The sequence below is a fragment of the Sphaerotilus sp. genome (genome assembly GCF_041083715.1).
In the GTDB taxonomy this organism is placed as follows: Bacteria; Pseudomonadota; Gammaproteobacteria; order Burkholderiales; family Burkholderiaceae_C; genus Sphaerotilus.
The window spans coordinates 1-14,147 of record NZ_JBFPGY010000019.1; the positions used below are offsets into that span (position 1 = coordinate 1).

At 67.7% G+C, this 14,147-nt stretch carries 10 protein-coding genes; 4 read left to right on the plus strand and 6 right to left on the minus strand.

All coding sequences use genetic code 11. The features are described from left to right. Both AB3X43_RS00755 and AB3X43_RS00760 read left to right on the plus strand, forming a co-directional pair. Positions 1-468: alpha-glucosidase C-terminal domain-containing protein (locus AB3X43_RS00755; RefSeq protein ID WP_369427987.1), on the plus strand; the 468-nt coding region annotated here is incomplete at its 5' end. 30 nt (positions 469-498) lie between these two features. Next, on the plus strand, positions 499-3,768 hold the full coding sequence (locus AB3X43_RS00760) for a glycoside hydrolase family 15 protein (protein WP_369427988.1): 3,270 nt from the start codon (positions 499-501) through the stop codon (positions 3,766-3,768). Between the two features lie 15 nt (positions 3,769-3,783). On the opposite strand, the gene AB3X43_RS00765 is transcribed toward AB3X43_RS00760, so the two are convergent. The 6 genes from AB3X43_RS00765 to AB3X43_RS00790 form a co-directional block, all read right to left on the minus strand. Beyond that, positions 3,784-4,827 (minus strand): oxidoreductase, encoded by a 1,044-nt coding sequence (locus AB3X43_RS00765; protein ID WP_369427989.1) that lies wholly within the window; start codon positions 4,825-4,827, stop codon positions 3,784-3,786. 151 nt (positions 4,828-4,978) lie between these two features. Continuing rightward, complete coding sequence (locus AB3X43_RS00770) at positions 4,979-5,941, minus strand: carbohydrate porin (protein ID WP_369427990.1); 963 nt, start codon at positions 5,939-5,941, stop codon at positions 4,979-4,981. Positions 5,942-6,287: 346 nt separating this feature from the next. Further along, on the minus strand, positions 6,288-7,082 hold the full coding sequence (gene iolB, locus AB3X43_RS00775) for a 5-deoxy-glucuronate isomerase (protein WP_473965039.1): 795 nt from the start codon (positions 7,080-7,082) through the stop codon (positions 6,288-6,290). A 31-nt stretch (positions 7,083-7,113) separates the two neighbouring features. Beyond that, entirely contained in the window at positions 7,114-8,019 is a 906-nt protein-coding gene (gene iolE, locus AB3X43_RS00780) for a myo-inosose-2 dehydratase (RefSeq protein ID WP_369427991.1), read from the minus strand. Between the two features lie 32 nt (positions 8,020-8,051). Continuing rightward, complete coding sequence (gene iolD / locus AB3X43_RS00785) at positions 8,052-9,935, minus strand: 3D-(3,5/4)-trihydroxycyclohexane-1,2-dione acylhydrolase (decyclizing) (RefSeq protein ID WP_369427992.1); 1,884 nt, start codon at positions 9,933-9,935, stop codon at positions 8,052-8,054. Positions 9,936-9,940: 5 nt separating this feature from the next. After that, positions 9,941-11,887 carry a bifunctional 5-dehydro-2-deoxygluconokinase/5-dehydro-2-deoxyphosphogluconate aldolase gene (locus AB3X43_RS00790; protein WP_369427993.1) on the minus strand — a complete coding sequence of 649 codons (1,947 nt, stop codon included), beginning with the start codon at positions 11,885-11,887 and terminating at the stop codon, positions 9,941-9,943. A 236-nt stretch (positions 11,888-12,123) separates the two neighbouring features. On the opposite strand from AB3X43_RS00790, the gene AB3X43_RS00795 reads away from it, so the two are divergent. Then, positions 12,124-13,050 carry a sugar ABC transporter substrate-binding protein gene (locus AB3X43_RS00795; RefSeq protein WP_369427994.1) on the plus strand — a complete coding sequence of 309 codons (927 nt, stop codon included), beginning with the start codon at positions 12,124-12,126 and terminating at the stop codon, positions 13,048-13,050. A gap of 44 nt (positions 13,051-13,094) precedes the next feature. Beyond that, on the plus strand, positions 13,095-14,147 hold a 1,053-nt coding region (locus tag AB3X43_RS00800), incomplete at its 3' end, for a sugar ABC transporter ATP-binding protein (protein ID WP_369427995.1).

The window sequence follows — 14,147 nt, forward strand, 5'->3', positions numbered from 1 at the left end:
GGCGGCATTCCGCTGATCTACCTCGGCGACGAAGTCGGCACGCTCGACGACCACCGCTATCTCAGCGATCCCGGCAAGGCTGGCGACAGCCGCTGGGTGCACCGCCCGGCCCGCGACGAACGCCGCTACGCCGATCGGCGCGACCCGAGCACCGATGCCGGGCGCATCCATGCCGGTCTGCGCCACCTCATCGCGCTGCGGCGGCACCTGCCGGCACTGGCGGGTGGCCACCTCGTGCCGTTCTACACCAAGAATCCGTCGGTGCTGGGTTACCTGCGCGATGGTGCGCAGGGTGGCGTGCTGGTGCTCGGCAACTTCAGCGAACACCCGCAGACGGTCGCGGCCGAGGTGTTCTCGGCCGCGCCGGAGCGGATGGTCGATCTGATCGGCCAGTCGGCGTTCGATGCCCGCGCATCCGTCACGCTGGCGCCGTACCAGATGGTGTGGCTGGTGCCCCGTGGGGTGTGAGCGGCATGTGAATTGCTAAAGTGGCTGGCAATGACCACACACGCCCATCTTCAAAGACTCACCCAGCAGGCACGCACTGTCATCCTGTCCCGGCAGGACCCGACCACGGGCCTGCTGCCCGCCAGCACCGCCATCACGGTCCATGGCGACTACACCCACGCCTGGGTGCGCGACAACGTCTACAGCATCCTGGCCGTCTGGGCACTGGGCCGTGCCTGGCGCGCCCACGACACGGTGCAGGCCGACGATCTCGACGCCGCCACGACCCGCCTGATGCGTGGCCTGCTGGCGGCGATGATGCGGCAGGCGCACAAGGTCGAGCGCTTCAAGCGCACCCAGCATCCGCACGATGCGCTCCACGCCAAGTACTCGACCCAGTCCGGCGAGCCGGTGGTCGGCGACACCGAGTGGGGGCACCTGCAGATCGACGCGACTGCGATCTTCCTGCTGATGCTCGCGCAGATGAGCGCGGGCGGCCTGTCGATCGTGCGCGACCGGGACGAACTGAACTTCGTGCAGAACCTGGTCTGGTATCTGGCACACGCCTGGCGCACGCCCGACTACGGCATCTGGGAGCGCGGCCACAAGCGCAACGACGGCCAGGCGGAGGTCAACGCCAGCTCGGTCGGCATGGCCAAGGCGGCGCTGGAGGTGGTCAACGGCGCACGGCTCATGCCCGGCGCGGACAGCCCGCGCATCCATGTGCCGGCCGATGCCATCGCGCAGGCCCGCCACACGCTGGAGAGCCTGCTGCCGCGCGAGTCCGAGTCCAAGGAGACGGACGCCGCGCTGCTGTCCATCATCGGCTTCCCGGCGTTTGCGGTGGGCGACGCCGCGCTGGTCGAGCGCACCCGGGCCGAGATCGTCACCAAGCTGCAGGGCCGCTACGGTTGCAAGCGTTTCCTGCGCGATGGTCACCAGACCGTGACCGAGGACCACAGCCGACTGCACTATGAGCCGGGTGAACTGGAGCAGTTCGCGCACATCGAGTCCGAGTGGCCGCTGTTCTTCTGCTACCTGCTGCTGGATGCGGCGCTGCGTGGCGACCAGGCGGCAGCGCGCGACTACCGGGCGCGTCTGGATGCGCTGATGGTCGAGCAGGACGGCGTGCGCCTGCTGCCGGAGCTGTACTTCGTTCCGGCCCCGCTGGTGGATGCCGAGCGGCTGGAGCCCCGCAGCCAGCGCCGCGAGCCCAACGACAACGTGCCGCTGGTGTGGGCGCAGAGCCTGTACCTCGTCGGTGTGCTGGTGCACGACCGGTACGTGACGGCACGCGATCTGCTGCCGCGCGGGCGTGGCCCGAGCGACGCGGCCTCCAAGGCCATGATCGAGGCCGCGCGCGAGCAGGTGCGGGTGCAGGTCGCCGTGCTGGGCGCAGACCGGCTGGTGCAGGCCCGGCTGGCCTCGCACGGCATTGCCTGCGAGACGCCCGAGCAGGTCCAGCCGCTGCAGGTGCGCTATGCCGACGATCTGGCGCTGGCGCTGGCCGAGCTGGGGCGGGTGGACCGCCTCGGGCTGACGGGCCGGCCGATCGAGCGCCTCGACAGTCTCGTCACCAGCCAGGTCTTCACGCTGGCCGCGACCGACGGTGGCGACGCGCAGACGATCGTGTTCCTGCCCGCGTTCTACAGCCGCCAGGGCTTCTACCTGACGCTGGACAACCGGCTGCTGGTCGACGAGATCCGCGCCGAGATCGCCGCGCTGCGCCGCCACTGGCAGGTGCGCGACCAGCAGGGCCAGCCGCTGCTGCTGCTGCTGATCGGCGAGGCCATGCTGGGCGCCAACAGCGCCGAGGTGCTGCTGAATTTCCTGAAGGAACTCGGGCGCGACGACATGGCGGGTGTCGAGGTCGGGCCGCTGGCCTCGCTGCTGCCGCGCGTGCGCACCACGCGCATGGACTGGCTCGACACGGCACCCTGGGCCGTGACCGCCGAACTGCCTGCGGCTGCGGGTGCGCGCCTGCCGTCTGATCTGCGCTGGGAGGAGGGTGCGACCCGGCCGCTGACCCCTGCGCGTGCGGCTGCGCTGGAGCACGAGGCGGATCCCCAGGTGCTGCTCCACCGGCTGGACCGCAGCCGCAATCCGTACGAGCAGATCGAGATCCTCGGCCTGCTGGTGCGCCGTGGCGGGGCGCAGTGGGGCACCGATCAGGGGCGCTCGGTCGGCCAGATGGTGCTGGAGTTCCACGCCCGCGCCTGCCATGGCCGCAAATGGGGGTTGATCCGCCGCTCGGCCGGCGTGCTCGGACTGCATGACGACGCGCTCGAAGAGGCGGTGGCCCAGATCGTCGTGCGCCAGAAGCGGGTGGTGGTCGGCCGGGCCTACGGCGAAGGGGCCATGATCGGGCGGCCGATGGGCAGCGCCGAGATCCACGAACGCATCTGCCGCTATGGCGGCGATGATCCGCGTGCGCGGGTGCTGCTGCAGGAGATCGTGCTGCTGCTGGGGGTGCTGATCAAGGCGGACGCAGCGCTGTTCAAGGGCACGCTGACGCTGCGTGCCTGGTACCTGATCCTGCTCATCACCGGCTGGCTGGCGCGCGAGCACGAGCTGACGCAGGCCGAGGCCTTCGACTTCCTGCTCAGCCTGAGCCCGCACGCGATCCTGACCCGCCTGCGCGAGGTCATCGCCCACGAGCAGGACATGAACCGCAACCTGCTGCGCCTGCAGTCGCTGCATGGCCGCATCAGCCGCGACGGCACAGGCCGCGCGGCGGGGCTGGCGACGGTGCATTTCCCGGCGTCGGCCGATCCGGTGCTGGACCAGAGCGTCGGCGGCTGGCTGGCGTGGCGCGAGGTGCAAGGCGTCATCACCCGGCTGCCGGAGGACTTCTACACCCGCGTCTGGCAGGTGCTGCGGCATTTCCCCGGGCTGGTCATCGGCGACCAGCTCGACAGCCGCAACCGCGTCGACAGCCGCGTGGCGCGCGCCGACATGACGCCGTCGGAGCGGGGCTTCGCGCTGCAGGTGGAGGACCTGCTCAACAAGATCCAGGCGCCCGAGTACCGCCAGCTCACGATCGAGGCGCTGGTGGCCGTGTCCGACATCTGCCGCGCCAATCCGCAGCTGCAGGGCGAAGGGCTGCTGGTGATGGACGTGCTGGTGGGCGTGGCCGTGCGGCAGGGGTGGGAGCAGTCGCTGCTCCCGCGCGACGCTGACGACGCCGCGCCAGACTACAACGAGCACCGCGGCGTGGCCTGGTCGGCGTTCTACGCCAGCCCGCCGCACGCAGTCGCCCAGTGCGTGATGGCGGCGCTGGCCTTCCTGATGACGCCGGAGCCGGTCGAGGCGGAGGGGTGAGCGCGGGTGGCCGGCTCAGGCCGGCTCGAAGCGCAGCGTGCGGCCTTCGGCCGCACTGCGCATCGCACAGTCCATCACTGCCATGACCTGCAGCGCCTCGGTGGCTGGCACCGGGTTGAGGCCGGTGCCGCGCAGTGCGTCGCGGATGCCGAGGTAGTACTGGCGGTAGTCGCCCCGCGGACGCGGCACCTCGGCGGGGGCGGCCGTGCCGAGCACCTGCAGGGCTGGCCGCGGGTCGGTGCCCCAGTCGGGCGCACCCGGCCGCATGCCGGCCTTCAACTGGTCTTCCTGCGTGTCCAGCCCGGTCGAGAGCCAGCTGCCGGCGGTGCCGTGCAGTTCGAAGCGTGGCGAAGCCCAGGCGGCCAGCCGTGTCACGTGCAGCGTCACCCGGCGTTGCACGCCGCCTGCGTCGTAGCCGAGCACGACCTGCGCCCAGTCCACCACGCCTGCGGCGCCGTCGCGCAGCCCCGCCATGTCGGCCATCACGGTCTGCGGCAGTCCGAACAGGCACAGCGCCTGGTCGACCACATGCGGCCCCAGGTCGAACCACAGACCCGCACCCGGACCGGGCCGCTCGCGCCAGCGGTCCCGTGGCACGGGGGCGAAGCGGTCGAAGCGGGACAGGCATTCGCGCACGTCGCCCAGCGCACCGCTGTGCAGCGCGGCCTGTGCGCCGAGGAAGTCACCGTCCCAGCGCCGGTTGTGGAACACGGAGAGCAGGCGTCCGTGCATCTTGGCGAGTGCCACCAGGTCGCGTGCCTCGTCCATCGAGACGGTGAATGGCTTGTCGATCACCACATGCTTGCCGGCCAGCAGCGCGGCACAGGCGAGCGGGTAGTGGCTGTCGTTGGGGCTGGCGATGACGACGAGGTCGATCGCCGGGTCGGTGGCGGCGGCCAGGTAATCGGCCGTGACACGCACCTGTGGCCAGCATGCGTGGACCTTGCCGGCATCGCCGGAGGCGACCAGCGCGAGCGAGAGTCCATCGACGCTGTCGATCAGCGGTGCATGGAAGGTCTGGCCGACATAGCCGAATCCGATCAGGGCGACGTTCAACATGGACGGCATGGTTCGTTCAGGCATAAAAAAAGGTGAGCACCCTGCGGGCGCTCACCAAGAAAGGGTGGCAGCACTCTATGCCACCCCCTCAGGACCACTAGAACCGTGGACCCCGAAAACGTTGAATCGTCGGCGTCAGCGACGCGTTCGATCAGAAGTCGTAGTGAACGCGGACAGCCAGACGGGTGTCGGTGGTCTTGACGCCGTTCACGTCGGTCGACTGGGTGCCGATGGCCGGAGCAACCGAAGCGCCCTTGATGTCGAACAGCGGCATGGTGTAGGCAGCGAACAGGCCATTGCGCTTGGTGGTGACCGCGCCTTGGGTGTCCTTGCCGGTTTCAACGCTCAGGTTCACGCCAGCGACGTCAACGCCCAGCAGCATGGCACTGCGCTTCAGCTCGGCCACTGCAGCGGTCGAGTTGGTCTTGCCCGAGGCCAGGTTGATGCGACCCGTCACGCCAGGCATGAAGGCCATCGAAGCGGTTGCGCCCAGACCATTGAAGGACGACGTGTTGCCAGCGCCGTCACCCATGGAGCCGAACTCGCCACCGACGCGCGCATTGATGCCACCAGCCGAGAAGCCGATCGACGGGCGGATGCCCTTGGCGCTGGCAGCAACGCCACCGACGCTCTTCTTGTCGACCAGGCCGACTTCCAGCGAGGTGCCCGGAGCCAGGTTGGCGGTCACGGCAGCGTGGAAGCGGTCGTCGGCGTAGACGTTGTTGTAGGTGGCACGGCCGCGCAGGATGTTGGTGGTGTAGATGCCACCAACGCGCACGACGTCACCCGGGGTCGGCCACAGGTCCGCAGCTTCGAAGCGGCCCAGCTTGACGTCGACCATCGAGCTGCCGATCTGGACCCATGCGTCGTCCACGCCAGCCGTGTTGTTGGTGCCCTTGGCCAGGATGGCCGTGCCGCGGCCAGCGACGAAGTAGCCGTCCTTTTCGGCCTTGCCGGCGATATTCACTTCGATGCGGCCGCCTTGCTGCGAACCACGGCCCTGGTTGTAGTAGCCAGTATCGAATTCGGCGTTGGCATCAACCGTGGTGCCGGCGAAAGCCGGAGCAGCCATCAGGGCGGCAACAGCCACGGCGAATTGGGTTTTGCGGATCATGGTCAGACTCCTCTTTCGTTGCGGGAAGATGGTCGAATACTCGACCTTGGGTAACGAACATTAGCAACTAATCAATTTTGATTTACCTAAGGATGACCCTTGGTTTTCCAAAATTGTCGCTTCGGTGCAACATCCGGTTGGTGACTGAATTGTGTGCTGCGTGGTCCGGATGCGGAAGCAGGACACGTTCATGCAACAAGCGGGTTACGTCGCGTTTTTCGCCGGTGAATGCCTGCAAAGTCAGCCAAGACAGGACTTCACAGGGCGCGGCGTAAACGTTTGCGTTTTTACATCAAAGTGATTTAGCTGGAAACCTAGGGAACATCCTTGTCGCGATTCCACGACGTTACAGCCCCACCATCCACTCATGGGCGGGATCGTTCTTGAAATGCCAGAGGCGTCCGGGGCCGGCCATGACATTCAGGTAATACAGGTCGTAGCCATGCGGAGCCACGCAGGGGTGATACCCGCGAGGAACCATCACGACGTCGTGGTTTTCCACTGCGCAGGCCTCGTCAATACTGCGGTCGTCGGTATAGACGCGCTGAAATGCGAAACCCTGGGGGGGATTCAGGCGGTGGTAATACGTCTCTTCGAGCAGAGTTTCTTCCGGCGGCACATCGCGGTCGTGCTTGTGCGGGGGGTAGCTGCTGGAATGGCCGGCCGGTGTGATGACTTCGACCACCAGCAGGTGGTCGGCGGTCGGGTCGTCCTGCGGCAGGATGTCGCAGACGTAGCGCGTGTTGGAGCCCTTGCCGCGCACGCTGCGCCGCATGGTGCTGCCGTCGATGCGCCGCACAGCCTTGCCACCCTTGCTCGGCGCACTGCACAGCGCGACCTCGCTGTCGCGGGTGGCGGTGATGGTCAGCATCCGACCACCGGGCACATACAGCGCGTCCGGCGACTGCTCGGCGAAGACACTGTCGCGCGAACCCAGCCCCGCGAACACGGTGTCACCGACCTGCACCTCGACGGTGCCCGTCAACACCACCAGGCACAGTTCGCGCGTGCCCGTGTCGAGCGTTTCGTGGTCGCCCGCGGCCAGCCGCAATGCGCGGAAACCCACATGCGTCCAGCCGGCACGCTCCGGGGTGATTTCACAGATTTCGCGGCCGGGTGCGGCCTTGACGAGGAGGCTCATGGGAATCCTTGGAGGAACTGCAGGCCTGCGTTCAGGCGCTCAGGCGGTTCACGATCGCCCGCAGCGTGTCGTGGCCCTTCTTGGCGTACTGGTAACTCGGCGCGACGGCTGGATCTTGCTCGGCCTCGACCACCAGCCAGCCTTCGTAGCCAGCGTCCTTCAGCGTGGTCAGCACCGCGTCGTAATCGATCACACCGTCGCCGGGCACCGTGAAGGTGCCGTTGATGACGCCGTTCAGGAAGCTCCAGCCGTCGTTGCGTGCCTGGGCGATGACGGCAGGGCGCACGTCCTTGCAATGCACATGGACCACGCGCGACAGGTGCTTCTTCAGCGGCACCAGCGGGTCGGCAGCACCCCCGAAATAGGCGTGGCCGGTGTCATAGAGCAGGAAGACCTTGGCCGGGTCGGTCAGCGCCATGAGCTGGTCGATGTCGGCGGGTGACTCGACGTAGGCGCCCATGTGGTGGTGGTAGGCCAGCCGGATGCCGTAGGTCTCGATCAGGTGCTGGCCGAAGGCGTTCAGGCGCTCGGCGTAGGCTTGCCACGCCGCGGCGTCGCGGAAGGTCGGGCGCTTGCTGACGGGCGTGTCGATCTGGCCCTGCACGGTGCCGGCGCACTCGCCGTAGACGACCACGTTGGCGCCGTTGAACTGCAGCTTGGCCATGTGCGCGATGCAGCGGGCGATCTCGGCTTCCACCGTGTCCTCGGCCAGGAAACCCGAGTACCAGCCCGAGACGCAGGCCACGCCGAATTCGTCGAGCTTGGCCTTCAGGCCGGGGCCGTCCTTGGGGAACTTGTTGCCGAGTTCGAAGCCTTCGTAGCCGATCTCGGCGCCTTCGGAGAGGGCGGTTTCCAGCGGGGTTTCGCCGCCGAGGGCGGGCAGGTCATCGTTCATCCAGGAGATGGGGTTGATGCCGATGCGGACGTTCCAGGTCATGTGCGGTTCCAGTGATTCGGGTTCGGTGAAAGTCAGTGAAATTGCTTCTTCTTGGCTTCGACGTAGCGGGCCTGCGCGGCCATCGCTTCGGGGCGGGGCGACACCTCGGGCAGCGCGACTTCCCACCAGGTGCCGCCATCGTTCGTCGTGCGGCGATGCGTCGTGTCGATGACGAGCACCTGCGATGTCGTCGCGGCGCGGGCGCGGGCCAGCTCGCAGCGCAGCTCGGCCACGTCCTTGACATGGACCGCCTCGGCGCCCATCGAGCGGCCGTGCATCGCGAAGTCGATCGACGAGGGCTGGCCCCCTGCCGGGATGCAGTCGTCGAGCATGTTGTTGAAGCTCGCGCCGCCGGAGTTCACCTGCAGCCGCTCGATGCAGCCGTAGCCGCGGTTGTCGAGCAGGACGACGATGATCTTCTGGCCGAGCATCACCGAGGTGGCGAGTTCGGCGTTGAGCATCATGTAGGAGCCGTCGCCGACGAGGACGAAGACCTCGCGCTCGGGCCGCGCCAGCTTGGCACCCAGACCGCCCGCGACCTCGTAGCCCATGGTCGAGAAGGCGTAGTCCATGTGGTAGTTGCCGGGCAGGCCGCTGCGCCAGAGCTTGTGCAGCTCGGCGGGCAGCGTGCCGGCCGCGCAGACCACCAGGTCCTTCGTGCCGCTGTCCAGCCCGACGTCCGCTGCCGATTCGCGCACCGCGCCGATCACCTCGGCGTCATAGGGCAGCGTGTCGGTCGGTACGTTCAGCGTCAGCTCGGTCACGCGGGCGACCCACGCAGCGGCGCGTGTACGGCTCGTCGCGGTCCAGCCTTCGTCGGCGCGCCAGTCGCCCAAAGCGGCCGACAACTGCGCGAGTCCGGCGCGGGCATCGGCGACCAGGGCTTGCCCGCGCTTCTTGCCGGCGTCGAGGGGCTGCACGTTCAGGCTCAGCAGCTTGGCGTGGCTGAACAGCGCGTGCGAGCCGGTGGTGAAGTCCTGCAGCCGGGTGCCGACGGCGAACACCACGTCGCACTCGGCCGCCGCCGCGTTGGCCGCGGGCGAGCCGGTGACGCCGATCGCACCGAGGTTGAGCGGGTGGTCCCAGGCGAGGCTGCCCTTGCCGGCCTGCGACTCGACGACCGGGATGCCGTGCGCGTCCGCGAAGTCGCGCAGTGCCGCCCACGCCTGGCTGTAGAGCACGCCGCCGCCGGCCACCAGCATCGGCTTCTTCGCCGAGTTCAGCAGCGCGACGGCCTCGTCCAGTGCGCGCTGTTCCGCCGGCGGGCGGCGGAAGCGGATCACCGCCGGCTCGAAGAACTCCGTTGGCCAGTCGAACGCGAAGGTCTGCACGTCCTGCGGCAGCGCCAGGCACACCGGCCCGCACTGCGCCGGGTCGGTCAGCACCTGGATCGCCCGCGGCAGCGCCACCAGCAACTGCTCGGGGCGGGTGATGCGGTCGAAGTAGCGCGTCACCGGGCGGAAGCAGTCGTTGGCGCTGACATCGCCCTGCTCGAAGTCCTCGACCTGCTGGAGCACCGGGTCCGGCAGCCGCGTGACGAACACATCGCCCGGCAGCAGCAGCACCGGCAGCCGCCCGACGTGCGCCAGCGCCGCCGAGGTCACCATGTTGGTGGCGCCGGGGCCGATGCTGGAGGTGACCGCCATGATGCGCTGGCGGAAGTTGGCCTTGGCGTAGGCGATGGCCGCGTTGGCCATGCCTTGCTCGTTGTGGGCGCGGTAGGTGGGGAGCTGGTCGCGCACCTGGTGCAGCGATTCGCCCAGGCCGGTCACGTTGCCGTGGCCGAAGATGGCGAAGGCGCCGCCGACGTAGGGCACGACCTCGGTGGAGCCGTCCACGTGGGTGAGTTCCACGCGCAGCGCCGCCAGATAGCGCACCAGCGCCTGGCTGACGGTGAGTCGGATGGTGTTGTGCATGGTGTTCAGGTGGCCGTGGCCTTGCGGCGTTTCCAGGCGTCGACGAGGGTGGCGAAATTCTGTGCCACGGTGTCGATGAAGGTCTTGTCGTCGAGCTCGCCCCGGAACCACTGCTGCGAGGCTTCGACCCACAGCGAGCGGCCGACCATGAAGCCCTTGACGATGGGGTTGGTGGCGTGGACGAAGCTGTCGGCGAGGTATTGCAGCGGCTGGTTCAGGCCCAGGATGACGGCGCCGCGGCAGTGCGGGTCGCGCTCGGCCACCAGCGCAGCGAGCTGTGTCCAGCCGTCGGCGCTCATCGGCGCGAGCTTCCACCACTCGGGCTTCACGCCGAGGTTGTAGAACCGCTTGACGGCGCGCAGCACGGCGGCGTCCTCGGTGCCGGCCGGCGTCATGGCCTTCGGCGGAATGATCTCCAGCAGCAGCTCGTTGCCGCTCTCGCGGGTGGCTTCCCAGAGTTCGAGCACGGTCTGCTCCTGCGCCACGCGCAGCGCCGGGGTGTCGTCCGGGTGGTAATGCACGAGGCACTTGACGACCTGCTCCGTCGGCCAGTGGATCAGCGCCGTGCCGACCGAGCGGGTGCCGTCGAAGCGCAGCGGGCGCGAGCCGGGCAGCTCCACCGGGCGGCCGACCCACCAGCCGCGGCCGGTGGCGCTGGCCAGTGCGTCGCGGCCGTAGTCGCCGCCATCGATCAGCACGCCGACGTGGCCCTGCAGCTGGTGGCTGCGCTCGACCTGCTCGGCGGCGCGCACCAGCAGCTTCTTGAGCGTGGGGATGCGGCTTTCCTCGGCACCGGCTTCACGGGCGATGTCGTAGAACTGGCTGCGGTGGTCGAAGGCCATCACGCACAACTCGCTCCAGTCCGGGCGGGCCGGTGCGGTGACGCGGTGCAGGTGGGCGAGCTGGGCGTCGGCATCGACCTTGGGATTGCGGCTGCCACTGAACCAGTGGTCGAGTTCGGCGGGTGTCGGCATCGCGGCCGAGCAGGCATGGCGCGAGACGACGATGGCGCCGCAGGCGTTGGCGATGCGGGTTGATTCAGCCCAGTCCTTGCCCTGCAGCAGCCCGGTCATCAGGCCCGACAGGAAGGCGTCGCCCGCCCCCAGCACGTTCAGCACCTCGACGCGCTCGCCGCGGAAGGTCGGTGCATCCTCGATCGCCACCGGAATGGCGCCCTCGATGACGCAGCAGCCCAGGGCGCCGCGCTTGACCACCAGCTTGGCGGCCGACACCTCGCGCACCGCCCGCAGCGAGGCCATCAGGTCCTCCGGATGGCCGCCGGCGATGAAGAACTCCTCCTCGGTGCCGACCAGCAGATCGAACTGGTCCAGCACCTGCTGGAGCTGCAGCGTGACGTTGGCGTCCGGCACGAAGCGGTTCTCGCCCGCGCCACGGCTGGTCAGGCCCCACAGCACCGGGCGGTAGTCGATGTCGAGCACGCGCATGGCGCCATGCCGCTTCGCATAGGCCAGGGCGGTGGTCGCGGCACGGCGTGTGGTTGGCGTGGACAGGTGCGTGCCCGTGATGGCCAGGGCGCGGCAGCCGGCGATGAAGTCCTCGCTGATCTCGTCGGCGTTGACGGCCATGTCGGCGCAGTTCTCGCGCACGAAGAGCAGCGGGAAGGTGTCGCGGTCCTTCAGGCCCAGCAGGACGAGGGCGGTCAGGCGCTCGGGATCGGTCTGGAGCTGGCTCACGTCGCAGCCTTCGCGCTGCAGGGATTCGCGCAGGAAGTTCCCCATCTGCTCGTTGCCGACCCGCGAAATCATCGCGCTGCGCAGCCCGAGCCGGGCCACGCCGAAGGCCAGGTTGCCGGAGGATCCACCGAGGTACATCGCCATGCTGCGGGCGTCCTCCAGGCGGCTGCCGAACTGCTGGGCATAGAAATCGACCGCGACCCGGCCCAGACAGGCCAGGTCGATCGGACGATCGGAGGGGAAGTTCAAGGTGCTCATCGGGGACGTCCCGCCCGGAAAGGGCATGTGCGTAGGGTGTGCAAAGGTTGGCGCCGAGTCTAGGGTCTTCGGAAATTGAATTCCCTAGGTGTATTTCCTTAGAAATCTATTTCCAAAATTCTGGAGCCGGGCGCTACAGTGGCACCGTGTTGAGCAGTGCTTCACGCAGTGCTCAGCCAATCCACCCGGGTGGCGCCGAGGCGCCCCGTCTGTCATACATAGAGGAGACCGAGATCATGAAGAAACTGCTGATTGCCGCCGCTGTCGCGGGTTCCCTGGCATCCCCGATGGCCCACGCCCAGAAGATCGGTCTGGCGATGGCCCAGCTCGACACCTTCCTGACGATCCTGAAGAACGGCACGCTCGACGCAGGCAAGAAGGCCGGCGCCAGCGTGCAGGTCGAAGATGCTGGCAACGACGTGGGCAAGCAGCTCAGCCAGATCCAGAACCTGATCGCCCAGAAGGTGGACGCGATCATCGTCAACCCGGTCGACACCGACGCGACCCCCAAGATCACCAAGATGGTGACCGACGCCAAGATCCCGCTGGTCTACGTCAACCGCAAGCCGGTGGACTTCGACAAGCTGCCCGCTGGCGTGGCGTTCGTGGCCTCGGACGAGAAGGTCTCGGGCACGCTGGAAACCCAGGAAGTCTGCCGCCTGCTCAAGGGCAAGGGCGAGATCCTGGTGCTGATGGGCGAGCTGTCCAACGAAGCGGCCCGCACCCGCACCAAGGACATCGAGGAAGTGGTCAAGACCAGCGATTGCTCCGGCATGAAGATCGTCGACAAGCGTGAAGGCGCCTGGGACCGCACCAAGGGCCAGGACATCACCACCAACTGGCTGTCGTCGGGCGTGAAGTTCGACGCCATCATCGCCAACAACGACGAGATGGCCATCGGCGCCATCAACGCGCTGAAGGCCGCCAAGAAGTGGACCTCCGCTTCGATCGTCGCCGGCATCGACGCCACGCCGGACGCGCTGGCCTCGATGAAGGCCGGTGACCTGAAGGTGACCGTGTTCCAGAACGCTGCCGGTCAGGGTTCGGGTGCCGTGGACGCCGCGATCAAGCTGATCAAGAAGCAGCCGGTCGAGCGTTTCGTGAACGTGCCGTTCGAGCTGGTGACGCCGGCCAACCTGGCCAAGTACACCGGCAAGAACTGAGCCGGAACCACACCTGAAGGTCTGAAGGTTGAAGGTACTTGAGGATGTCTGAGACTGTATTGCTGGAAATCGAGGGCATCCGCAAGGCCTTCCCGGGCGTGGTCGCACTGGACAACGTGCGCCTGCGCCTGCGTGCAGGCACCGTTCACGCGCTGATGGGCGAGAACGGTGCCGGCAAGTCGACCCTGATGAAGATCATCGCCGGCATCTACACGCCCGACCAGGGCGAGATCCGCCTGAAGGGGCAGCCGGTGACGCTGCGCGGTCCGCTCGACGCACTGAACCAGGGCATCGCGATGATCCATCAGGAACTCAACCTGATGCCCTTCATGACGGTGGCGGAAAACATCTGGATCCGCCGCGAGCCGCTCAACCGCTTCGGCTTCGTCGACCACGCCGTGCTGCGCCAGCAGACACAGGCGCTGTTCGACCGCCTCGCCATCGACATCGACCCGGAGGCCGAGGTGCGCAGCCTGTCCATCGCCAGCCGGCAGATGGTCGAGATTGCCAAGGCGGTGTCGTTCAACTCCGATGTGCTGATCATGGACGAGCCGACGTCCGCGCTGACCGAGACCGAGGTGGGGCACCTGTTCCGCATCATCCGGCAGCTGCGTGCCCAGGGCAAAGGCATCGTCTACATCACGCACAAGATGAACGAGCTGTTCGAGATCGCCGACGAGGTGTCGGTGTTCCGGGATGGCAAGTACATCGACACCAAACTGTCCTCCGAGGTCACCCGCGACGACATCATCAAGATGATGGTGGGCCGCGAGGTGACGCAGATGTTCCCCAAGGAAACGGTGCCGATCGGCGAGGTGGTGCTGTCGGTGAAGAACCTGGGTGTGGACGGCATCTTCAGTGGCGTGAGCTTCGATCTGCGCGCCGGGGAAATCCTGGGGCTGGCCGGGTTGGTCGGCTCTGGTCGGTCGAATGTGGCCGAAGCGCTGTTCGGCGTGGTCCCGGCGACGAAGGGCGAGATCCGCATCGGCGGGCAGCCTGTGGCCATCGGTTCGCCGTCGGCGGCGATGCGCCAAGGCATGGCGTTCCTGACCGAGGACCGCAAGGACTCGGGCTGCTTCCTGATCCTCGACGTGCTG